Consider the following 22,858-nt stretch of genomic DNA (forward strand, 5'->3'; position numbering starts at 1 on the left):
TTCGCTAATTTTAGTGTGGGTTAGTATTTTTCAAAAAGTGCCTGAATACGTTTAGGATCTTTGGTTTCAGTCAAGGCTAATTGAAGTAAAACACGTGCTTTTTGCGGGTTTAAGCGCTCTGAAGCTACAAAGCCATATAAGTTATCATCCACTTCAGCGTTACGAGTGGTGTAGCCTGTTGGTACACGGCTGGCACGAACGACAACCACATCCTCTTTAGCAGCAGTGGCTAATGCATCAAAAACCGTTTTATACATGTTGCCATTCCCAACCCCCGCACTCACTATTCCCTCAACTCCCTCATCACGTAACGCTTTCACTGGGGCAGCAGAGGCATTAGCATAGTTATAGACAATGCCAACTTGAGGTAATTTGTCTAATTTACTGACATCAAAGGCTGCTTTATTATCTCTAGGCTCTGCTGGTTTATAAAAAGTCACTTTGCCATCATGGATAAAACCTTGTGGGCCTGCATTTACTGCCTCAAACGCTTGCACTTCGGTTGTGTTCATCTTAACGACATCACGCCCTTGGATCACTTTATCATTCATTGCCATTAAGACACCGCGATCCCCCGCTGATTTATCCGTCGCTACCACCACCGCATTATATAGATTGAGAGGACCATCAGCCCCCAGTGCAGTCGATGGTCTCATTGCGCCAACCAATACAATAGGTTTTTGACATGATGTTGTTAAATCGAGGAAAAAGGCAGTTTCTTCTAACGTGTCTGTACCATGAGTGATCACAAATCCATCTGTTTTATCACACTCTTGGTTGATTTTTTTCGCTAACGTTAACCAGACTTGGTCATTCATATCTTGGGAGCCAATATTGACCACTTGCTCGCCATTAAGATTCGCTATTTTTTTGATTTCAGGCACTGCATTGATGAGTGCATCAATACCGACCTTTCCGGCTTGGTAGCTTGAAGATGTTGCTGATTCACCACCTCCTGCTATCGTTCCTCCGGTGGCTAATACGGTAATATTTGGTAGTGCAAAAACGGATGTACTTGCCAATGAGAGCGCTGTCGCCAGTAATATTTTATGACTCTGTTTCATCCTATAACCTCTCTTTAAATAAACTACCGTTATTATGTGGATTTGAAACTGCATTTCCGTGATACCGATAATTATTTTAGGCAAAATAGTGGGGATTAGGATAATTTTGCGTGAGGTGTGTAACAAAAATCCGTATCATAGCCCCCTATAATTCTCCCTATTGATAAGTAACAAAATCATGAGCCAAACATTTATTCCTGGCAAAGATGCCGCCCTTGAAGTTTCCATCGATGCATTTCAAACAAAATTGAAAAAGCTCGGTTTTGATATTGAAGAAGCCTCATGGCTGAATCCTGTTCCTAATGTTTGGTCAGTCCATATTCGAGACAAAGCATGCCCTCTGTGCTTTACGAACGGCAAAGGCGCGAGCAAAAAGGCCGCTTTAGCTTCTGCACTCGGTGAATATTTCGAGCGTTTATCAACTAACTATTTCTTTGCCGATTTCTATTTAGGAAAATCGATCGCTGAAGGTGATTTTGTTCATTATCCCAATGAAAAATGGTTTCCTCTTACCGAAGACGATAGCTTACCGGAAGGTATTTTAGACACTCGCTTACGTGAATTTTACGATCCTGATAATGCCTTGGCAGGCAGTCAGTTGATCGATTTACAATCGGGTAATGAAGAGCGTGGTATCTGTGCACTGCCTTTTACTCGCCAATCCGATAACCAAACGGTTTATATTCCTATGAATATTGTCGGCAACTTATATGTCTCTAATGGTATGTCGGCAGGCAACACGGCAAATGAAGCGCGTGTTCAAGGCTTATCTGAAGTCTTTGAACGTTTTGTGAAAAACCGCATTATTGCTGAACGAATCAGCTTGCCTACCATCCCAAATGAGATCATGGCTCGCTATCCTAATGTGGTTGAAGCCGTTGCCACACTTGAAAAAGAAGGCTTCCCTATTTTCTGTTATGACGCCTCTCTTGGTGGTCAATTCCCAGTCATTTGCGTGGTGCTATTTAACCCACAAAATGGAACCTGTTTTGCCTCTTTTGGTGCCCACCCTGATTTTGGTGTTGCTTTAGAGCGTACCGTAACAGAACTCTTGCAAGGCCGTAGCCTTAAAGATCTTGATGTGTTTAATGCGCCGACATTCGATGATGAAGAAGTGGCTGAGCAGACTAACCTAGAGACCCATTTTATCGACTCTAGTGGTCTTATTAGCTGGGATCTCTTTAAAGACGATGCCGATTACCCTTTCGTCGATTGGAATTTTAAAGGCACAACACAAGAAGAATTTGCAACACTTATGGGCATTTTTAATCAGCTCGACGCCGAGGTTTATATTGCTGATTATCACCACTTAGGGGTTTATGCCTGCCGTATTTTAGTGCCGGGTATGTCTGATATTTATCCTGTCGAAGACTTGCATATTGCCAACAATGCGATGGGTGCACATTTACGTCATACCATTATCACGCTGCCTGATAGCCAATGGGAAAAGCAAGATTATCTGGCATTAATAGCGCAATTGGACGATGAAGGCCTCGATGATTTCACGCGTGTACGAGAGCTACTTGGCCTTGCCGTAGGTAAAGATAATGGCTGGAGTAACTTGCGTATTGGTGAGTTAAAATCCATGCTGGCGCTAGCAGGTGGTGACCTAGATCAGGCATTAGCATGGGTAGAATGGACACAAGACTTTAATAGCTCCGTTTTTACCGCTGAACGAGCTAACTATTATCGTTGTTTGCATACCCTGCTACTACTGAGCCAAGAAGAACAACGTGATGCGTCACAATATTATAGCGCTTTTGTCCGTATGTATGGGCAAGAGACCGTCGATGCGGCATCCGCTGCTATTGCTGGCGAATCTTGTTTCTATGGCTTGTGGTCCATCGATGATGAATTAACTGCGCTTCCAGCTCACCAAGCGCTACTTGCCGCCTATGAAAAACTGCAAAAAGCAAAACGTGAACATGCCTAATTGTTTTCTAACTCATCATTTTTAGATAGTGGCCTTCGGGCCATTATCTTTATATAAGTTAAATTAATTAAAATCACCGCTCATTTTGCAATATTTAAATAACAAATCACCGGTTTTATTTACCTATATTCCCTGAGCAAAGTCAGAATATAAAAATTTTTAATAAAATTTAAAAAATATTTAATTTATAAAAATCAATTAGATAAATCTAAATTTAACCATTTTTCAACAATTTACGTCGATTTCTTACGATGGTTCATGATCCATATCAAATTTCTTAGTTATGCCGTTTGTTACTATGATTGCGTGCTATAATTAATCAACTTAGTAAGAGAGTGTTAGTATGAAAGCTGACAACCCTTTTAATCTTTTGCCTCCCGCTGTAATGGCTCAAGTTGCAGATGACTCTGGTGTTTACAAAGCCAATAAACATCCAGCAATAACATACTTGTCAGCATTCACTGCCGGTATCTTTATCTCAATCGCATTCGTTTTTTATATTACTGCGACCACTGGCGCACAAGCCGCTCCTTTTGGTTTTACGAAACTTATCGGTGGTGTCTGTTTCTCTCTTGGGTTGATGCTCGTGGTTATTTGCGGTGCAGATCTATTTACATCCACGGTGTTGACCATTGTGTCAAAAGCTACAGGGCGGATCACTTGGGGGCAAATGTTCCTAAATTGGTTTAACGTCTATGTTGGCAACCTTATCGGCGCGCTCTTCTTTGTTGCTTTGATTTGGTTTGCTGGTCAATATACCGCGGCAAATGGTCAATGGGGGCTTAATGTCCTACAAACCGCAGACCATAAACTGCACCATACATTTATTGAGGCTGTTTGTTTAGGTATTTTAGCTAACTTAATGGTTTGTCTCGCTGTTTGGATGAGCTATTCAGGTCGTAGCCTAGCCGATAAGCTTTTGGTGCTTGTGCTCCCTGTCGCCATGTTCGTTGCGAGTGGCTTTGAACATAGCATTGCAAACATGTTTATGATCCCATTAGGTATCATGATCAAAGAGTTTGCTCCAGCTGAATTCTGGACTCAAATTGGCGTTTCACCAGAACACTTTTCTCAACTCAGTGTTAGCAACTTTGTTACAGACAACCTAATACCCGTTACTATCGGCAATATCATTGGCGGCGCACTTTTAGTCGGCCTAATTTACTGGTTCATGCATTTACGTGGTGGTCAAAAACATTAATAGCCACTACTTTCACGAAAAGATTTATTAAGATCCTTAAAAGATCCATTGTTAAAAGGTAAAAGTATCATGTCAGAATTAAATGAAAAATTCGCTTTAGCATGGCAAGGTTTTAACCAAGGTAACTGGAAAGAAAACGTCGATGTGCGTGACTTCATCCAGAAAAACTACACTCCATATGAAGGTGATGAATCTTTCTTAGCAGGCTCTACCCCAGCAACAGATGCGCTGTGGGAAAAAGTCATGGAAGGAATCAAAATCGAAAACCGTACTCATGCCCCCGTTGATTTTGACACTGATGTTGCATCAACGATCACTTCCCATGATGCGGGTTACATCGCCAAAGATTTAGAACAAATCGTTGGCCTGCAAACTGATGCACCTCTAAAACGTGGACTTATCCCATTCGGTGGGATCAAAATGGTGGAAAATTCATGTAAAGCCTATGATCGCACTTTAGATCCTAGCCTGAAAAAAATCTTTACTGAATACCGCAAAACCCATAACCAAGGCGTTTTCGATGTTTACACTCCAGACATTCTAAAATGCCGTAAATCAGGTATCTTAACCGGTCTGCCTGACGCATATGGTCGTGGTCGTATCATCGGTGACTACCGTCGTGTTGCTCTGTACGGTATTGATTTCCTGATGAAAGACAAATTTAATCAGTTCACTTCACTGCAAGAAAGATTAGAGAACGGTGAAGACCTGCAAATGACCATTCAATTGCGCGAAGAAATTGCTGAACAGCACCGTGCATTAGGCCAAATCAAAGAAATGGCTGCAAAATATGGTTATGACATTTCAGGTCCTGCGACTAACGCTAAAGAAGCGGTTCAGTGGACTTACTTCGCTTACCTAGCGGCAGTGAAATCACAAAACGGCGCGGCAATGTCATTTGGTCGTGTTTCAACCTTCTTAGACATTTATATCCAACGTGACCTTGAAGCTGGTAAACTGACAGAGCAAGAAGCACAAGAGCTGATTGACCACTTAGTCATGAAGCTACGTATGGTTCGTTTCCTACGTACTCCTGAATACGATGAGCTGTTCTCTGGTGACCCAATTTGGGCAACAGAATCTCTGGCAGGTATGGGTCTTGATGGCCGTACACTGGTGACTAAAAACACCTTCCGTTTCTTGAATACACTGTATACTATGGGCCCTTCTCCAGAGCCTAACATGACTATCCTGTGGTCAGAGAAACTGCCAATTAGCTTCAAAAAATTCGCTGCAAAAGTCTCTATCGATACTTCATCAGTTCAGTATGAAAACGATGACTTAATGCGCCCAGATTTCAACAACGATGACTATGCTATCGCATGTTGCGTCAGCCCAATGGTAGTTGGTAAACAAATGCAGTTCTTTGGTGCTCGCGCTAACTTAGCGAAAACCATGCTGTATACCATCAATGGTGGTATTGATGAAAAACTGAAAATGCAAGTAGGTCCTAAACACGCTCCTATCATGGACGAAGTACTTGACTTCGATACTGTGATGGATCGTATGGATCACTTTATGGATTGGTTAGCAACTCAGTATGTCACTGCATTGAATATCATTCACTATATGCATGACAAATACAGCTATGAAGCGGCTCTGATGGCACTGCATGACCGTGACGTTTACCGCACAATGGCTTGTGGTATCGCAGGTCTATCTGTCGCTGCTGACTCACTGTCTGCAATTAAATATGCGAAAGTAAAACCAATTCGTGACGAAGACGGCATTGCAATTGACTTTGAAATCGAAGGTGAATACCCACAATTTGGTAACAACGACCCTCGCGTCGATGATATTGCTTGTGACTTAGTTGAACGTTTCATGAAGAAAATTCAGAAACTGCCGACTTACCGCAATGCAGTACCAACTCAATCTATCCTGACAATCACTTCTAACGTGGTTTATGGTAAGAAAACAGGTAACACACCAGATGGTCGTCGTGCTGGCGCACCATTCGGACCAGGTGCAAACCCAATGCACGGACGTGACCAAAAAGGTGCTGTGGCTTCACTGACTTCTGTCGCTAAACTGCCATTTGCTTACGCGAAAGATGGTATCTCTTATACCTTCTCTATCGTACCAAATGCATTAGGTAAAGATGATGAGGTTCGTAAAGCGAACTTAGCCGGTCTAATGGATGGTTACTTCCACCATGAAGCTTCTATCGAAGGCGGTCAGCACCTGAACGTCAACGTAATGAACCGTGAAATGCTGTTGGATGCGATGGAAAACCCAGAGAAGTATCCTCAGTTAACTATCCGTGTTTCTGGTTATGCAGTGCGCTTTAACTCACTGACTAAAGAACAACAGCAAGACGTTATTACTCGTACTTTCACAAGTTCAATGTAATAATTAGGTTAATAAGTCAATTAAAATAACTAAAAAGCCCCAGCCTTATGGGGCTTTTTTAGAACTAAACCTGAATACTTTAAGTCAATTACCCACTAATAACGATATATTTAAGTATAACAGGTATTTTTGGAGTTCCTGCTATGTCGACAACAACCAATATTATCCCAACCGCTGATTTAAGCACCACTGCGCCTCCTGCGACGCTGGGACGTATCCATTCCTTTGAATCTTGTGGTACTGTTGATGGCCCTGGTATTCGCTTTATTGTCTTTTTTCAAGGCTGCTTAATGCGCTGCTTATATTGTCATAACCGTGATACTTGGGACACCCATACCGGTAAGATGGTTACCGTCGAAGAGTTAATGAAAGAAGCTGTTACTTATCGGCACTTTATGAATGCCACAGGTGGTGGCGTAACGGCATCGGGCGGCGAAGCGATTTTACAAGCTGAATTTGTTCGTGATTGGTTCCGTGCATGTAAAGCGCAAAATATCCATACTTGCCTTGATACAAACGGCTTTGTACGTCGCTATGATCCCGTGATTGATGAGCTAATGGAGGTAACCGATCTCGTTATGCTCGATTTAAAACAGCTCAACGATGATATTCACCAAACATTGGTCGGCGTTTCTAATCACCGGACACTCGAGTTCGCTCGTTATCTTGCCAAACGTAACCAAAAAACTTGGGTGCGTTATGTCGTTGTTCCCGGCTGGAGTGATGATGACCACTCTGTTCATCTGCTCGGCGAATTTACCAAGGATATGAAAAACATCGAGAAAATCGAATTGCTCCCCTACCATGAGTTAGGCAAACATAAATGGGAAACCATGGGCGAGGAGTATAAACTCGATGGCGTTAAGCCCCCTTCAAAAGAGATCATGGAACGTGTCAAAAGCATCCTTGAAAGCTACGGCCACAAGGTCATGTATTAAACACCCTAATGGCTCTACACTCATGTAGAGCCATTATCATTTATTGTGTTTTAAACAGCATACCAATAGCTGAGGCAAACATGATCAAAGCGGTTCCTCGAAAAATCACTCTCTGCGATTTCGTACTCGATAAAAATTTACTTGCCTTCTTTGCACCAAAGATAAATATCATGCCAACTAAAAGTAATATTAATAACGTAGTTGGAACTAATACTGTGCTCCAAATCGTTATAGTCATTTCATTTAAAGAAATGACTAACGGTAATATTGCCATATAAAAAGCGATTGTTTTTGGATTACTTAATGTAATGGCAAGACCGGAAACACTCACAATAGCTAACTGCTTTTTTGATATAGCACCTACAGTATTTAATGGTTGGGCATCGTGGCGCCAAAAGACATAAGCTAACCAAAATAAATACAGTGCAGCAAACCAATAAATTAAATTAAAGATCGCGGCTAAGTGGTCAGCAACGAATACTAGGCCGAATATCGCAAAAGAGAGATAAATAATATCCCCTAAAATTAATCCACTCAGTAGTGCAAACCCCATTGTTACGCCACCCTTCAAGGTACGTGCGACGACTGCGGTCATTCCGGGCCCTGGAATAACGGCAGCAATCGCCAATGCACTCGCATAAGAGAGCAATTGTGTTATGCTTATCATATGATTAACCTACAGTAGAATGGCGAGATATAACGCTTATTTAAATAATGATAAATTACCGGTTAATTTATTGATGCTATTTTTATTCCCTACTAAACCAATAGCTGCTAATTGAATTTCTTGATCTAGAGTGTTAGTTAATTTTTGAGTGTAGTCATCATAACTTTTACAAGACTGAGCAATTAAACTAAAAGGTAATATATAAATATCTTCATGCTCTGCTATTTCTTTTTGAATTTGCTTTATTCGCTCAGGCGAGCTTTTTAATATAGGTAATGATGCACTGATGACCCCAGGATAATAAATATTATCTGCACTCATTAAATCATTCCCTATTAATTGGGTAATTTTGTTGCCTATCCCTACACCAATGATACTTGCAGCATTCATAGCAAGCCCTAATGCTAGATCTTGATTGACGATGATGGCACAACGATGAATAGATGCATCAAATTGCATAAAATCCCCTTTTCATAATTTTTGATAACATAAGGTTCTTCTGGTCGTGAACTGTAACAATTATGTCATCAATAAATAGAAATTTGCTGCCTATCTTATCTGTAGTAAAGTAGCTAAAAGAAGAAAATTACCTATTTATAAATATATTCCGAAAGGAAATACCCGCTATGGCAATAGATAAGACAGAAATCAAGATTCTTAAACTCCTTCAAGACGATGCACGTATTACAAATCAAGTACTCGCTGATAAAGTCGGTATGTCAGCATCCCCTTGCTGGCGACGCGTCCGTAAATTAGAAGACGATGATGTGATCCAAGGCTATCGAGCTATTCTTAACCGCAAAAAAATTGGTTTAGGTGTTATGGTTTTTGTGCGTGTCACTATCGACAGCCATAGTGAAACGGAAGCAAAGAAATTTGAACAAGAAGTCAGTGAGTTAGAAAATGTTGTTTCATGCTACAGCATCGGGGGAGATGCCGACTTTTTATTGCAAGTGGTTTCCCATGATTTAGATTCCTATGCCGATTTCGCGATGTCTGTGATCCGACGGCTTCCTGGTATTAAAGAAATGCAAAGTATGTTCGTGCTTAAAGAGATCAAACCCTTAGTTTCTTATCCTGTAACAACCGTTAATAGTGAAGCATAATAACCAGCAACGTATCAGTGGGTTGTAAAAAAAACGCCACTAATAAGTGGCGTTTTCTGTTTTAGTTAATTTAACTTGATTAACCGATGTACTCTAGGCCTTTCATATATGGGCGTAATACTTCTGGTACTTCAATACGACCATCTGCTAATTGGTAATTCTCCAATACAGCAACCAACGTACGACCAACAGCAAGACCAGAACCATTCAGTGTATGCACCAACTGTGTTTTCTTGTCACCTTTACTGCGGAAACGTGCTTGCATACGGCGAGCTTGGAAATCCCACATATTTGAGCACGAAGAAATCTCACGGTAGGTATTCTGAGCTGGTAACCAAACTTCCAAGTCATAGGTTTTACGTGAACCAAAACCAATATCACCAGTGCAAAGGATCACTTTACGATAGGGTAATTTCAGTAATTGCAGCACTTTCTCCGCGTGACCGGTTAGCTCTTCCAATGCTTCCATCGATTTCTCAGGATGCACTATTTGTACCAATTCGACTTTATCAAATTGGTGCATACGGATAAGCCCACGCGTGTCACGGCCATAAGAACCCGCTTCTGAACGGAAGCATGGTGTATGCGCTGTCATTTTTAGTGGTAATGCATCTTCATCAAGGATTTCATCACGTACTAAGTTGGTGACCGGCACTTCTGCTGTTGGGATCAATGCATAAGTACTCTCCGCTTCTTCTTCAAGCGGCTTAGTATGGAACAGATCTTCCCCAAATTTAGGTAATTGACCAGTGCCATAAAGCGTATCATGGTTAACCAAATACGGTACATACAGCTCTTGATAGCCATGCTGTTCAGTATGCAAATCCAGCATAAACTGAGCCAGTGCACGGTGTAGACGAGCAATTTGCCCTTTCATCACCACAAAACGCGCGCCTGTCAGTTTAACGGCCGCAGGGAAATCTAGACCACCGGCGAGTTCGCCAAGGCTAACATGATCTTTAATTTCAAAGTCATATTGGCGTGGTTCACCCCAACGGGCAACCTCAACGTTATCTGAATCATCTTTCCCATCAGGAACAGCATCATCAGGCATATTCGGGATACTTAATGCAATATCACGGATCTCTTGTTGCAGCTTATCTAATGCTAACTTAGCAGCATCTAATTTTTCGCCTAACTGGTTCACTTCCTGACGTAAAGGCTCGATATCTTCACCACGCGCCTTAGCTGCACCAATGGATTTCGATCGCGAATTACGCTCTGCCTGCAGGGATTCAGTTTCAACTTGCAAAACTTTGCGGCGTTCTTCTAATTCACGCAGCTTTTCCACATCAAGGGTAAAACCCCTGCGAGCCAGTTTTTCAGCAACCGCGTCTAGCTCCGTACGCAGTAAATTGGGATCGAGCATGCTTATCCTGTGATTATTGTTAGTCAATATTGAAAGGGAGTATAACACATTCCGGCATTATACTCGTTACACCATCAAGCCGCCTATTGCGAAGGCGACCTAAATAATTTTATAAAAAATATTTCTTATAACCTTACCGCATTGCCCACATTAGCGATAGCGTTTTGTTGGGCTATTTTGATCCTGTTGCGCTAACCAGTTTAATTTTTCTGCTATTTTCGCTTCTAAACCACGATTCGTTGGGTGGTAATATTGGGTATGTTGCATTTCAGGTGGGAAATAAACCTCACCGGCTGCATAAGCATTTTCTTCGTCATGAGCATAGCGATACTCTTTCCCCGCCCCTAATTCTTTCAACAGTTTTGTCGGTGCATTACGTAAATGGGCAGGTACATCATAATCAGGCTGCATTTGCGCATCCGCTAACGCGGCTTTATAAGCCGTGTAAACTGCATTACTTTTTGGTGCACATGCCAAGTAAACAATAGCTTGAGCAATCGCACGCTCACCTTCCGCAGGACCAACCCGAGTGAAGCAATCCCATGCGGAAATAGCGACCTGCATTGCTCGCGGGTCGGCATTCCCTACATCTTCAGATGCGATAGCCAGCAAGCGCCGAGCCACATAAAGTGGATCACCACCTGCGGTAATAATCCGCGCATACCAATATAAAGCAGCATCGGGAGCCGAGCCTCGTACTGATTTATGCAAGGCAGAGATTAAATCGTAATAACGATCACCTTTATTATCAAAGCGCGCTGTACGTTCACCGCTGACTTCTTTTAGTAATTCAGCCGTTAAAATACGCTGACCATGGCTATCGGTTTCCGCCATATCCGCCATCATCTCTAAAAGATTGAGGGAGCGACGCGCATCACCATTAACCAACTCGGCAATTAATTGACGAGTGGTATCGGGTAAAATCACATTTTGCCCGCCTAAGCCTCGCTTGGGATCCTCCATGGCTTGCTGCAACACATCTTCAATATCGCTTACCGTTAAAGATTTCAGTAGATAGACCCGTGCACGCGACAATAATGCGGAGTTGAGTTCAAACGAAGGATTTTCTGTGGTTGCGCCGATAAAAGTAATGGTGCCATCTTCAATGTGTGGTAAAAACGCATCTTGCTGACTTTTATTAAAACGATGCACTTCATCAACAAATAAAATAGTCCTACGACCCGCATCTCGATTTTGGCGAGCTTTCTCTATCGCTTCACGGATCTCTTTAATACCGGACGTAACGGCAGAAATACGTTCAATATCTGCCTGTGCATAGTGACCAATAATTTCGGCTAATGTGGTTTTGCCTGTTCCTGGTGGCCCCCACAAAATCATTGAATGTAAATGACCTGCTTTTATTGCCCTGGGTAATGGTTTACCTTCAGCAAGCAAATGTTTTTGGCCTATATACTGTTCAAGAACCTCTGGGCGCATACGCGCTGCCAGAGGTTGAAATTCATTTTGTGAAAAATCGAGTGATAGGTTGCCCACTATTTCCTCTTATTTACCACCTGAGCGTTGGTCATCCAATGTGACCCCTTCCGGCACAGTGAATGTAAACTTACGCTTATCGACATTACCATTTTTTTGTTCTTTCAATTGGTAAGCACTTGTTTGCCCATCTTGCTCAACGGCTGAAAACTTCTCAATGGTGCCTTCTGGAGAAACCGTAATTGAAAAACGTTTTAATGTGCCATTACTCAACTTGGGTTTTAAGTCGAATGTATTACCTTGCTGAATAATAGAGTACTGTTTCCAATCTCTTGGGTTATTACGTGTAATCAATAAAAATGGGGTATCTTGAGTCGCATCCGCTAAGTTAGTGACAGTGACTTGCTCAACAAACGGGTTATAAAACCATAAATTTTTGCCATCAGACACTAAAACACTTTCATCAGGTGACGTCATATTCCAATTGAATAAATTAGGGCGCTGAAGCCATAATTCCCCCACACCTTCTTGTACGAGGTCACCTTCTGGGCTGGTGACTTTTTGAGAGAAGCTAGCGTGGAAGCTATTGACCTTATTCAGGCGATCCTGAAGGTCTTGGCTGGCATCTGCCAGTACTGAGCCGATATGTAAACTTAGGGCCAACGCCCCCAATAACATCATTTTTTTCATCGAACAAAGACCTTTTATTGATACCTTAATAGGCGCTATGCCTTTATTATTGCTCTCGCAACTCATCGACAACAAGGTTAGTAATCAGCTTGCCGTGGGGAAAGCACTTCGCGATTTCCATTATGTCCCGGCTCACTGACAATCCCTTGCGTTTCCATTTGCTCAACAATTCGCGCAGCGCGGTTATAACCAATGCGGAACTGACGTTGAACACCTGAAATAGAAACGCGTTGTTTCTCTACAACAAACTCGACGGCTTGATCAAACAGAGGATCCAACTCTTCCTCTGCGCTATCATAACCGCCCCCTTCATTTTCATCGCTGCATTTGGTAATGCTATCAATATATTCTGGGCGACCGCGGGCTTTCCAATCATTCACTACCGCGTGCACTTCTTGGTCACGGACAAATGCCCCATGGACACGAACAGGAATCGATGAGTTAGGTGGTAAATACAGCATATCCCCCATTCCCAATAATGACTCGGCGCCACCTTGATCGAGGATAGTCCGAGAGTCAATTTTACTTGATACTGTAAAGGCAATACGCGTAGGTATGTTTGCTTTAATTAAACCTGTAATGATATCCACTGACGGGCGCTGAGTTGCCAATACTAGGTGGATACCTGCTGCACGTGCTTTTTGCGCTAGGCGAGCAATCAACTCTTCAACTTTTTTCCCTGCCGTCATCATCAAGTCAGCAAATTCATCAACCATGACGACAATATAGGGTTCTTTTTTCAGCATTGGATGCTCAGTTTCCATGCTGTCACTCGGTTTCCAGTGTGGGTCAGGTATAGGTCGCCCCATCTCTTCGGCAGCTTTAATTTTATCGTTGTAGCCAGCAAGGTTACGTACGCCAAGCGCCGACATTAAGCGATAGCGACGTTCCATTTCATTGACGCACCAACGCAATGCGTTAGCAGCATCTTTCATGTCAGTCACGACTTCTGTCAGCAAATGTGGAATGCCTTCATAAATAGACAGTTCCAACATTTTCGGGTCGATCATGATAAAACGGACATCTTCAGGTTTCGATTTATACAAAATACTGAGGATCATCGCGTTGACCCCTACCGATTTACCTGAGCCTGTTGTCCCCGCAACGAGTAAGTGTGGCATTTTCGCCAAATCCGCAATAACCGGATCGCCTTCGATATCTTTACCCAACACCATTGTTAACGGTGATGCACTATGCCTAAATTCGTCACAGTCCAGTACTTCTCTTAAATAGACTGTTTGGCGTTTTTCGTTCGGTAATTCAAGCCCCACATATGGCTTGCCGGGGATCACTTCAACAACCCTCACCGCCGTGGTAGAAAGTGAACGGGCAAGGTCTCTCGATAAAGTGGAGATCCGCGCCGCTTTTACCCCCGGTGCCAAATCTAGCTCGAATCGAGTGATCACCGGCCCCGGAGAGAAGCCGACCACTTCCGCTTTCACCCGATAGTCATTTAAGCGAGCTTCAATCAACCGTGCTGTCTGCTCTAATTTAAACATGTCAACAGGCTCTTCTTGTGTTGGTGGCGTAGTTAACAAATCCAAAGAAGGCATAGGCGTCGTTGGTTTTGGCAATGGTTGATCATTGCGTACCAAGAACGGATGGAACAGGCTGTCTTGCTGCGGCTCCGGTTGTTGTGGTTGTTGCTGCTGTTGTGGTTGTTGCTGCTGTTGTGGTTGTTGCTGCTGCGGTTGTGGTTGTTGCAGCGGAGCAAAAGTGTGCGACTGATTAGCAGAGATATCCGGTGTTGGAGCGACATGTTTTGTCACCTCATTCACTTGAGGTGTATTGTTTGTATTCTCCACGCTCGTTGCACTAAATGACGGCATAAATAAAGGATCTGCAGGCTCTTCATTAACCAAATCATTAACTGGCGAAAATTCATCTAATACCGAAATATGTTCACTCAGATCGAATTTAGGTTCAACTTTATAACCCACATTCTCATCATCATCTTGCGCTGAGAAGGTATTTTTAGACTGGCTAAAGTGATGAGTATTTTGCTCAGTTTGTTCAACAGAAGCGGGCGCAGAAGACCAACGATGCTCTATTTCAGGTTGAGTATAATGAACCACTTTTTCTGGCGTTGGCGTTACTTCAGCCTGATGAGATATTGGTGACTCAGTCTCATCATGATGCTCAATATCACTGCCGTACCGTTCGCGCTGTTGCTGCAAAAATTGCTCACGGAGCCTATTTTCTTGTTCTTCATCTTGTTGTGGTTCATTCTCTGACGCAGCAGACCATTGTTGATAAATCTGCTCACGTTGCAAAGCTTCTTCTTTACGGCGCTGAAGTTCAGCATCACGTTGAGAAGGAATGCGAATGCCATATAGCTCCCGACGGGTTGGTAACCGAACAGGATTTGGGCGAGGCAATTCAGGCTCCATATTTTGTTTAACCTGGGCGTGGCGCTCAAGAGCCGCAACGGAAATACCAGCGGCTGCCAATGCAGCGGGATCGGCTAGCCTATCTGTTACTGATCGCCCACTTGCCTGTGAAACCGCCTCACTGATAGAAGAAGCTGGCATCGATACATTTTGCTGCCCTGTTAGGTTTGCTAATGATGGATTATCAGTATGTTCTGTCGGTGTCGTTGCAGCAGGTTGTGCCTCTGCCCCCCAACGCTCATGTGTATGATGATTGGCAGGTTGGTTAACCACACCATTCTCTGGAGATACATTATGGCTTTCAGGTTGGTAGCCTGTTGGCTCCGCGACTTGTGCCTGAGGCTCACTGGTTTTGAATTGGAAATCCCTATCATACACAACAGGTTGATAATCATCCGGCACTTCAAAATGATAAGCTTCTTGCGGCTCAGAAGCTGAAAACGCAAGGGGCTCTTCAACTTCATCAATAGGTTGATTGGCAGCCAAAGGAGCCGCTTCTTCTGTGGGTTGAACCTCTTCGGTTTCTACTGCGGCTAATTCACTAATTGAGGGAGCGGAGAACAAAACATCGTCACTGTCTACATTATCAATCGCTTGGCGCTCTGCCTCCTGCGCCCGCTGTAACGCATCTTCTGTTTCTTCAACATCATACGCATCATAATCATCGCCGCGCGCACGATTAGTCATTAATGTAATAGGAATTAATACCGCCGCACCAATTTTTTCGGCAATCGTCAACCATGACCAGCCCGTAAACAGTGTAAAGCTAATTGCCCATAAAAAGAGCAATGCCAGTGTTGCACCTAAAGAATTAAACCATGGCATGATCGCATTACTAAACACACTGCCAATCACCCCACCGGACGCGAAATTCGGTAAGTCGTCAAAGTTAAGCGCAGCAAGACCGCATGATGAGAGGATCAGCGCTAACCCACCAATTAAGCGCAATGACAACGAAAAGAAGTCAATATAACGACGTTGGCTTTCATAATGGTAAATCGCCCAACAACCGAGTAGCAGTAGAGGTGGAATTGCAAATGCTAAAATCCCAAAAGCCGAAAAGAGAATATCCGCACTCCAAGAGCCAACACTTCCCCCCAAATTTTTAACCGGTGCATTCCATGTGGTTTGCGACCAGCTTGGATCTGAAGGATTGAAACTCATTAATGCCACCATTAAGAAAATGGCACTTAAACAAATGGCAAGCAAAATGACTTCGAGTAGCCGTCTTCCACTACTGAGTTTTTTTAATCGAACGTGTTTGTCTTCTGTATATTCTTGGCTCATTACTGTTTCTTTACTGACTGATGATGTCACCCATGCCGAAACGAACTCACTTGAATTCGCAATGATGATAAGCACATATTGAAAGCCATTCTAACACCAATCACCTTCTTGTGCGTGACTTGTTGCCTCTCAGGCAAACTAAACGACTGTAGACACAGCAAGATGCAGTATTTCATCTTACAGTTGAGGATTCAATTTCTATTTTACGTTAAAAATCTTAATTATTTATGGCTTTAATATCAATAGATTAAAACGAAGAGTTACAGCTATTTAGCCTATTTTCAGAAAAAATCATATCGACGCTGTGCCTTTAATCGGAAACAGAGTCAAAAAAGCGCTAAGAGAGATAAAATATTGGCCTCTAAAACGGAACAACGCTGAGTAAACTCAGCGTTGAAACTGCAGTGCGACAACCATAAATGATGTTGTGCAGAAATGAGACTATACAAGCCTATTAGCGTGTTTTAATAACCAAGCGGTTACTTTGCTTCACTTCTTCCATAACGACGTACGTACGAGTATCGTTCACACCCGGTAGACGTAGAAGAGTCTCACCAAGCAGTTTACGGTAAGCGGACATATCTGGCACACGCGTTTTCAACAGATAATCGAAATCACCAGAAACTAAGTGACATTCTTGGATCTCTTCAAGCTTTTGAACCGCTGTGTTGAATTGCTCAAACACATCTGGTGCGCCACGGTTTAGTGTAATTTCAACGAACACCAAGAGTGAAGCATCTAAGTAGTGAGGATTCAAAAGTGCTGTATAGCCAGAAATAAACCCTTGTCTTTCCAGACGACGCACACGCTCCAAACATGGCGTTGGTGACAAACCAACACGCTTAGACAGTTCTACGTTTGAGATACGCCCATCTTTCTGTAGTTCGTTAAGTATATTCCTATCAATACGGTCAAGGTCTTTTCCTGGACGCTTTTTATTATCAATCATCTCTTTATCTCTCTTTCTCTAATTGTTATTTTCCACACCTATAAAACAGCACCATCCTCGCTCATACTTTATTTATTTAGGTATTCGTGTTCAGGAGCAAATTTTATGCGCAATGCTGAAATCGACGTGAACAGAACCCCTGTTCACAATGATCACCTGTTTGTTAAGTTATAAGTGCTGTAAAGTTAACTTTCCGGCAAGAACAAAAACACACCATTTGCATTGGTCTACTAGATAATTAACTCTTACATAGATGTTTTCGCAAATGCACAGCCGATTGTCAAAGCAAATGAATAAAAATCAGTACAAGATTTCGATTTTTTTTCTATTTAAACGTTTCGCTGTCCGGATTCAGGAATATTCCTAAAAATCCTACCACGTGACATAAGCATACTTGCCATACTAAATTTTCACTTTAATCACTATTATCTATCGCAAAAATAGCTCAGCTATAATTTACTTAGTATTTAAATCACTTTTTTTAGCTTGCCAATTCTCCTACAATCCCATTATCGCTATTTTTATACTGAAAATGAGGTATTCATGAGCACAGCCATACATCGCAAGCTAATCATTTTGGGTTCTGGCCCAGCAGGATACACAGCGGCAGTTTATGCTGCACGCGCAAACTTAAGTCCAGCTCTGATTACTGGCGTGGAAAAAGGCGGTCAGTTAACCACTACGACTGAGGTTGAGAACTGGCCGGGTGACCCTGAAGGCTTGACTGGTCCAGGTTTGATGGATCGCATGTATGAACACGCGACCAAATTCCAAACAGAAATTATCTCAGATCATATTAATAAGGTTGATCTTAAGCAGCGCCCTTTCCGTCTTTTTGGCGATGAAAACGAATATACCTGTGATGCCCTGATTATTGCGACAGGTGCATCGGCGCGTTATATCGGCTTACCTTCTGAAGAAGCCTTTAAAGGCCGTGGCGTTTCTGCTTGTGCAACTTGTGACGGCTTCTTCTATCGTAATCAAAAAGTGGTTGTTGTCGGCGGAGGTAATACTGCGGTTGAAGAAGCCCTTTATCTATCCAACATTGCCTCAGAAGTCCATTTGGTTCACCGTCGTGATAGCTTCCGCGCAGAAAAAATCCTAGTTGATCGCCTAATGGATAAAGTGAAGAACGGCAATATTACGCTGCATACCGACCGTACACTTGATGAAGTACTCGGTGACGATATGGGCGTGACAGGCGTCCGTTTGCGTAATACCAAAACCGATGAAACTGAAGAATTAGAGGTGATGGGGGCATTTATCGCGATTGGTCACAGCCCAAATACCGCTATCTTTGATGGCCAGCTAGATTTAGAAAATGGCTATATCAAAGTGCAATCCGGTACACATGGTAATGCAACGCAAACCTCTATCCCAGGGGTCTTTGCCGCAGGTGATGTAATGGATCATATTTATCGTCAAGCAATTACATCAGCAGGTACAGGCTGTATGGCTGCCCTAGACGCAGAACGCTACTTAGATGGTTTAGCGGATAAAAAATAGTATAACCACATCCATCCTGATCATTTTAGGCACCTCAAATAGGTGCCTTTTTTGCCCCCTCTTTATAGGATAAGTTCTTTTTTTTTCAGAGTAAGTTCATAGGGGAGTTTCCTCCATCAATCTACAATAATCAAATTATTGATACATTATTTTTGACAATTCGCGCTAGGAAATATTATGGGTCAACAAATACAACGAGAAGCTATCAGCCGCTATGCCTACCTTTTTGTCGCTCTACTTGCTATTATCCAATCGACCTTGATTGTATTGTCAACGGACTCTTCATTCTCGTTCATCTATAATTTAAGCGCCCCATATACCTATCTTCCTTTTATGGTCGCAATTTTTGTACCTTCTGCTGTCAGTTACTTAATTACGAATGCCAAATCAGCTATTTTCTATACTAATATCTTGATCATTGCTGTATTAACAGTCTGGATCACGCTATGGGATGCAAAGAACTTAGAATTAAGTTACAGTCAACCTCAATTTACTGCCTTTGCTACCTTAATTGTTCTTTTTTTCTTTTTGCTACCTTGGTTGCAGACACGTCAGTTAGTGGGTAGATGGCATATTGATTATAGCCACTTACTCGATTTTTATATTAAAAATACGCTATTAATGATTATTGCCACCGTCATTGGTGGGCTTCTGGTTATTTTACTTTATCTCGCCAGTTTTTTATTTACGATTGTCAATCTCTCTACTCTTAGTCAGCTTATTGATAACAATTTTACTTTATATTCAGGTTTCACTTTAGGATTTAATATTGGGCTGGTTTTTTTACGCTCAATATTTGAGTTTCGCTTTAGCCAATTTATCCATTATATCGCCCGCTTTTTCCTGATAATACTCCATCTTATTGCTGCCATATTTGTCGGTGGTTTTTTATTCTCATTTGTGATGAAACTATCGATATTAGAGGTGGGGGCTAGCGCAATACTGTGGTTCTTGGCTTTAAATATCATTTTAATTAATTTGACCTATGGGAATGGACACCACCAATACCAACGTTTTACATGGCTAAACACCTTAACGCTGTCTAGTATCATTTTATTGAATTTTTTCTCACTTTTTTCACTTTACGGCATTTTAGTGCGTGTCAACCAATACAGTTGGAGTGTCTCTCGCCTCTATGCCTTTAGCATCGCACTCTTTTTCACCGTCATTATTTTCGCCTACAGCTTTGCTATTATTCGCCGAAGAACGCTTTGGGCAAAATCTTTAGGCACCATAAACAAAGTAGGGATTGTAGGGCTAATGGCTGCCATCCTTATGATTAATAGTCCGATTGCTGATTTTAACCGTATTACCGCAAACAGCATATTAGCCAGTATCGAAAATGGTAAAATTGACGTTAACCCTCGGCTCGCTTTTGCCTTAAAAGAACTCGGGCCCAAAGGCCAACAAGCTATCGAAAAGCTCAAATTAAATCCCAATTACACCGCTCTACTCTATACAGATATCGATATTGGTAATGAAAAAATGAGTAAATCCCCCAAAGAGGCCATAATTATCGCAAAAAATAGTGCCGAATTGCCGGAAAGTTGGTGGTCCCAAACACGCGAATCGAGCTGCATCAATAATTATCATCCACCTCATTGCCTAGGTTTTATGGCAGATATCAATCAAGATGGACAAAACGAGGTTATCATATGCCGTGCTTCCCCTAAGAGTGATTCTTTAGCCTGTACTATTTGGCAATATCAAATTACTGATTGGAAATTGATTGATCACCAAATCAGTCATTATGATTCGGTGGCACAGCGAGATAACGCATGGGATAAATTATTAAATGGTCAATTTAAATTAGTGCCTAAAGAATGGCTACAAGTGGTACCAGAGCAATAATATTTATGCGTGATAAATGGCTTTACTCATTTATGTAAAGCCATTCGTTGTTATGAACCTACAGCTTATCCCTTGTATGCTAAATGCCACACATCTTGTAAACTCACCGACATCGCTCTAACAGGTTTAACTACCTTATTGATTTTAGTTTTGCATGGATGACAATTATCATTTACCTTTATAAAACATATTGATAACAATCATCTGTGCTATTTTAATAACACACTTTTATTATGCAACATATCGCGAATAAGCTGCTATGATAGGTAAAAACTCCGTTAAGCTTTAATCCATTGGCTTATTTTAGCTAGCGGCACACTCTCAATATAAAACTATACCTGCACACTGATCATTATGGATAAAACAAGACAGACTGAATTGGTACGTTGGTTGAAACAGCATAGTACATCCGCAAAACGTTGGCTGCGTATATCTATGCTATTAGGCGTTGTTAGTGGTCTGCTGATTATCGCACAAGCGTGGTTCTTGGCGGTAATATTGCAAGCTCTGATTATGGAACACACTCCACGAGAGCAACTTCTGACCCCTTTTATCCTACTCCTTGCCGTATTTGTGCTACGCGCACTCCTAACGGTTATTAGAGAGCGAGTGGGCTTTCGTTGTGGTCAAGTTGTACGCCAAGAAGTACGCAACATGGTCTTAAATAAGCTACAAGCGCTAGGCCCTGTATGGGTAAAAGGTAAACCAGCCGGTAGCTGGGCGACTATCGTTCTAGAGCAGATAGAAGATATGCAAGAGTACTATTCGCGCTATCTACCACAAATGTACCTTGCTGGCATCATCCCTATTATGATCTTGATTGCCATCTTCCCATTTAACTGGGCCGCCGCCTTAATCTTGTTTGCAACCGCCCCATTGATCCCCATTTTTATGGCCTTAGTGGGACTCGGTGCCGCAGATGCTAACCGACGTAACTTTGTTGCTTTAGGTCGCCTCAGCGGTAGTTTTCTCGACCGGTTACGCGGCTTAGATACATTACGACTGTTTTTCCGTGAAAAAGCAGAAGTGCAACAAATTCGTGAATCTACCGAAGACTTTCGCTCAAGAACCATGGAAGTCCTTAGAATGGCTTTCCTCTCCTCTGGTGTGCTTGAGTTTTTCGCCTCAATTTCAATCGCTATCGTAGCCGTCTATTTCGGTTTTTCCTATCTTGGCGAATTAAATTTTGGAAGCTATGGGTTACCAGTCACCATGTTTGCAGGTTTTCTGGCATTAATTTTATCGCCTGAGTTTTTCCAACCTCTACGTGATTTAGGCACCTATTATCATGCCAAAGCTCAAGCGGTAGGCGCAGCAGAAAGTTTGGTGACATTATTAGAAAGCGATGGCGAACAAAAAACAGAAACTGGGGATAAGACACCGCAAGATAAACCCATTCAAATTGAAGCAAATAAGTTAGAAATCTATTCCCACGACGGTCAACGTCTTGTCGGTCCTCTCGATTTTACTATCGAGCCACAACAGCGTATCGCTGTTGTCGGGCAAAGTGGTGCCGGGAAAAGCTCTTTACTCAATCTTTTGTTAGGTTTTCTTCCCTATAAAGGCTCGATTAAAATTAATGGGGATGAGCTAAAAGAGCTTTGCCCAGATAAATGGCGTGCATTAATTGGCTGGGTGGGTCAAAACCCTCATTTACCAGAACAAACGCTTATCGAGAATATCTGCTTAGGCAAACCGACTGCTTCAGAGGCTGAAATACAACAAGCCATTGATGATGCCTATGTTTCCGAGTTTCTCCCTATGCTACCTGATGGCTTAAATACACGCCTTGGCGACTATGCTGCTAGGCTATCCGTTGGGCAAGCTCAACGTGTTGCTGTCGCGCGTACACTCTTAAAGCCATCGCGTATTTTATTACTGGATGAACCAGCTGCTAGCCTTGATGCGCACAGTGAAAAACGGGTCATGCATACTCTTAATCAACTAGCTCAACAGCAAACGACAATTATGGTCACCCACTTACTCGAAGAAACGGTTAATTACGACCAAATTTGGGTGATGGCAAATGGTCAAATCATTCAGCGTGGTCATTATGCACAATTGAGCCAATCGGAAGGGCCATTTGCCCGCTTGTTGGCTCACCGTAGTGAGGAGCTTTGA

Annotated in this window: 16 protein-coding genes; 8 read left to right on the forward strand and 8 right to left on the reverse strand. The window is 42.4% G+C overall.

The window, feature by feature from the left end; genetic code table 11:
• Window positions 1-20 precede the first annotated feature (20 nt).
• Window positions 21-1,064, reverse strand: a complete 1,044-nt coding sequence (gene ansB, locus PR699_RS07135; protein ID WP_014657840.1) for an L-asparaginase 2 — start codon at window positions 1,062-1,064, stop codon at window positions 21-23.
• Window positions 1,065-1,242: 178 nt separating this feature from the next.
• Here ansB and ycaO point away from each other — a divergent pair, with 178 nt between their 5' ends.
• The 4 genes from ycaO to pflA all read left to right on the forward strand — a co-directional run bounded on the left by ycaO (window position 1,243) and on the right by pflA (window position 7,488).
• Complete coding sequence (gene ycaO / locus PR699_RS07140; RefSeq protein ID WP_014657839.1) at window positions 1,243-2,997, forward strand: 30S ribosomal protein S12 methylthiotransferase accessory factor YcaO; 1,755 nt, start codon at window positions 1,243-1,245, stop codon at window positions 2,995-2,997.
• Between the two features lie 343 nt (window positions 2,998-3,340).
• Window positions 3,341-4,198 carry a formate transporter FocA gene (gene focA / locus PR699_RS07145; protein WP_004918108.1) on the forward strand — a complete coding sequence of 286 codons (858 nt, stop codon included), beginning with the start codon at window positions 3,341-3,343 and terminating at the stop codon, window positions 4,196-4,198.
• Window positions 4,199-4,267: 69 nt separating this feature from the next.
• Window positions 4,268-6,550, forward strand: coding sequence for a formate C-acetyltransferase (gene pflB, locus PR699_RS07150; protein ID WP_004918106.1), 2,283 nt, complete (start codon window positions 4,268-4,270; stop codon window positions 6,548-6,550).
• A 143-nt stretch (window positions 6,551-6,693) separates the two neighbouring features.
• Window positions 6,694-7,488 carry a pyruvate formate lyase 1-activating protein gene (gene pflA / locus PR699_RS07155; RefSeq protein WP_014657838.1) on the forward strand — a complete coding sequence of 265 codons (795 nt, stop codon included), beginning with the start codon at window positions 6,694-6,696 and terminating at the stop codon, window positions 7,486-7,488.
• A 40-nt stretch (window positions 7,489-7,528) separates the two neighbouring features.
• On the opposite strand, the gene PR699_RS07160 is transcribed toward pflA, so the two are convergent.
• Entirely contained in the window at window positions 7,529-8,155 is a 627-nt protein-coding gene (locus PR699_RS07160) for a LysE family translocator (protein ID WP_014657837.1), read from the reverse strand.
• Window positions 8,156-8,191: 36 nt separating this feature from the next.
• Window positions 8,192-8,614: a DUF2000 domain-containing protein gene (locus PR699_RS07165; protein WP_004918101.1), complete on the reverse strand. Its 423-nt coding sequence runs from the start codon at window positions 8,612-8,614 to the stop codon at window positions 8,192-8,194.
• A gap of 167 nt (window positions 8,615-8,781) precedes the next feature.
• Between PR699_RS07165 and PR699_RS07170 the strand changes: the two genes are divergently transcribed.
• A complete protein-coding gene (locus PR699_RS07170; protein WP_004918098.1) occupies window positions 8,782-9,261 on the forward strand; it encodes an Lrp/AsnC family transcriptional regulator in 480 nt (159 codons plus the stop codon).
• A 79-nt stretch (window positions 9,262-9,340) separates the two neighbouring features.
• Here PR699_RS07170 and serS read toward each other — a convergent pair whose 3' ends face one another.
• From serS to lrp, 5 genes are all read right to left on the reverse strand, one after another.
• Entirely contained in the window at window positions 9,341-10,630 is a 1,290-nt protein-coding gene (gene serS, locus PR699_RS07175; protein ID WP_004918096.1) for a serine--tRNA ligase, read from the reverse strand.
• A 150-nt stretch (window positions 10,631-10,780) separates the two neighbouring features.
• Window positions 10,781-12,124, reverse strand: coding sequence for a replication-associated recombination protein A (locus tag PR699_RS07180; protein WP_004918094.1), 1,344 nt, complete (start codon window positions 12,122-12,124; stop codon window positions 10,781-10,783).
• Window positions 12,125-12,133: 9 nt separating this feature from the next.
• Window positions 12,134-12,754 carry an outer membrane lipoprotein chaperone LolA gene (gene lolA, locus PR699_RS07185; protein ID WP_014657836.1) on the reverse strand — a complete coding sequence of 207 codons (621 nt, stop codon included), beginning with the start codon at window positions 12,752-12,754 and terminating at the stop codon, window positions 12,134-12,136.
• A 77-nt stretch (window positions 12,755-12,831) separates the two neighbouring features.
• Window positions 12,832-16,431: a DNA translocase FtsK 4TM domain-containing protein gene (locus PR699_RS07190; protein ID WP_004918091.1), complete on the reverse strand. Its 3,600-nt coding sequence runs from the start codon at window positions 16,429-16,431 to the stop codon at window positions 12,832-12,834.
• Window positions 16,432-16,885: 454 nt separating this feature from the next.
• The gene (gene lrp, locus PR699_RS07195; RefSeq protein ID WP_004918089.1) at window positions 16,886-17,380 is read right to left on the reverse strand and encodes a leucine-responsive transcriptional regulator Lrp; all 495 of its coding nucleotides are present in this window, start codon (window positions 17,378-17,380) and stop codon (window positions 16,886-16,888) included.
• A gap of 543 nt (window positions 17,381-17,923) precedes the next feature.
• Between lrp and trxB the strand changes: the two genes are divergently transcribed.
• The 3 genes from trxB (at window position 17,924) to cydD (ending at window position 22,858) form a co-directional block, all read left to right on the forward strand.
• Window positions 17,924-18,886 (forward strand): thioredoxin-disulfide reductase, encoded by a 963-nt coding sequence (gene trxB, locus PR699_RS07200; protein WP_004918087.1) that lies wholly within the window; start codon window positions 17,924-17,926, stop codon window positions 18,884-18,886.
• A gap of 177 nt (window positions 18,887-19,063) precedes the next feature.
• Window positions 19,064-20,737: a DUF4153 domain-containing protein gene (locus PR699_RS07205; protein ID WP_272577833.1), complete on the forward strand. Its 1,674-nt coding sequence runs from the start codon at window positions 19,064-19,066 to the stop codon at window positions 20,735-20,737.
• A gap of 354 nt (window positions 20,738-21,091) precedes the next feature.
• A complete protein-coding gene (gene cydD, locus PR699_RS07210) occupies window positions 21,092-22,858 on the forward strand; it encodes a cysteine/glutathione ABC transporter permease/ATP-binding protein CydD (RefSeq protein WP_014657832.1) in 1,767 nt (588 codons plus the stop codon).

This window comes from Providencia sp. PROV268, from assembly GCF_028477805.1.
In the GTDB taxonomy this organism is placed as follows: Bacteria; Pseudomonadota; Gammaproteobacteria; order Enterobacterales; family Enterobacteriaceae; genus Providencia; species Providencia stuartii.

Excerpts from the sequence above, each read along its gene's own strand:
- PR699_RS07165 (WP_004918101.1), bottom strand. The coding sequence starts at position 8,614 with ATGCAATTTGATGCATCTATTCATCGTTGTGCCATCATCGTCAATCAA.
- lolA (WP_014657836.1), bottom strand. The coding sequence starts at position 12,754 with ATGAAAAAAATGATGTTATTGGGGGCGTTGGCCCTAAGTTTACATATC.
- ansB (WP_014657840.1), bottom strand. The coding sequence starts at position 1,064 with ATGAAACAGAGTCATAAAATATTACTGGCGACAGCGCTCTCATTGGCA.
- pflA (WP_014657838.1), top strand. The coding sequence starts at position 6,694 with ATGTCGACAACAACCAATATTATCCCAACCGCTGATTTAAGCACCACT.
- PR699_RS07160 (WP_014657837.1), bottom strand. The coding sequence starts at position 8,155 with ATGATAAGCATAACACAATTGCTCTCTTATGCGAGTGCATTGGCGATT.
- trxB (WP_004918087.1), top strand. The coding sequence starts at position 17,924 with ATGAGCACAGCCATACATCGCAAGCTAATCATTTTGGGTTCTGGCCCA.
- cydD (WP_014657832.1), top strand. The coding sequence starts at position 21,092 with ATGGATAAAACAAGACAGACTGAATTGGTACGTTGGTTGAAACAGCAT.
- serS (WP_004918096.1), bottom strand. The coding sequence starts at position 10,630 with ATGCTCGATCCCAATTTACTGCGTACGGAGCTAGACGCGGTTGCTGAA.
- lrp (WP_004918089.1), bottom strand. The coding sequence starts at position 17,380 with ATGATTGATAATAAAAAGCGTCCAGGAAAAGACCTTGACCGTATTGAT.
- pflB (WP_004918106.1), top strand. The coding sequence starts at position 4,268 with ATGTCAGAATTAAATGAAAAATTCGCTTTAGCATGGCAAGGTTTTAAC.
- PR699_RS07190 (WP_004918091.1), bottom strand. The coding sequence starts at position 16,431 with ATGAGCCAAGAATATACAGAAGACAAACACGTTCGATTAAAAAAACTC.
- PR699_RS07205 (WP_272577833.1), top strand. The coding sequence starts at position 19,064 with ATGGGTCAACAAATACAACGAGAAGCTATCAGCCGCTATGCCTACCTT.
- focA (WP_004918108.1), top strand. The coding sequence starts at position 3,341 with ATGAAAGCTGACAACCCTTTTAATCTTTTGCCTCCCGCTGTAATGGCT.
- ycaO (WP_014657839.1), top strand. The coding sequence starts at position 1,243 with ATGAGCCAAACATTTATTCCTGGCAAAGATGCCGCCCTTGAAGTTTCC.
- PR699_RS07170 (WP_004918098.1), top strand. The coding sequence starts at position 8,782 with ATGGCAATAGATAAGACAGAAATCAAGATTCTTAAACTCCTTCAAGAC.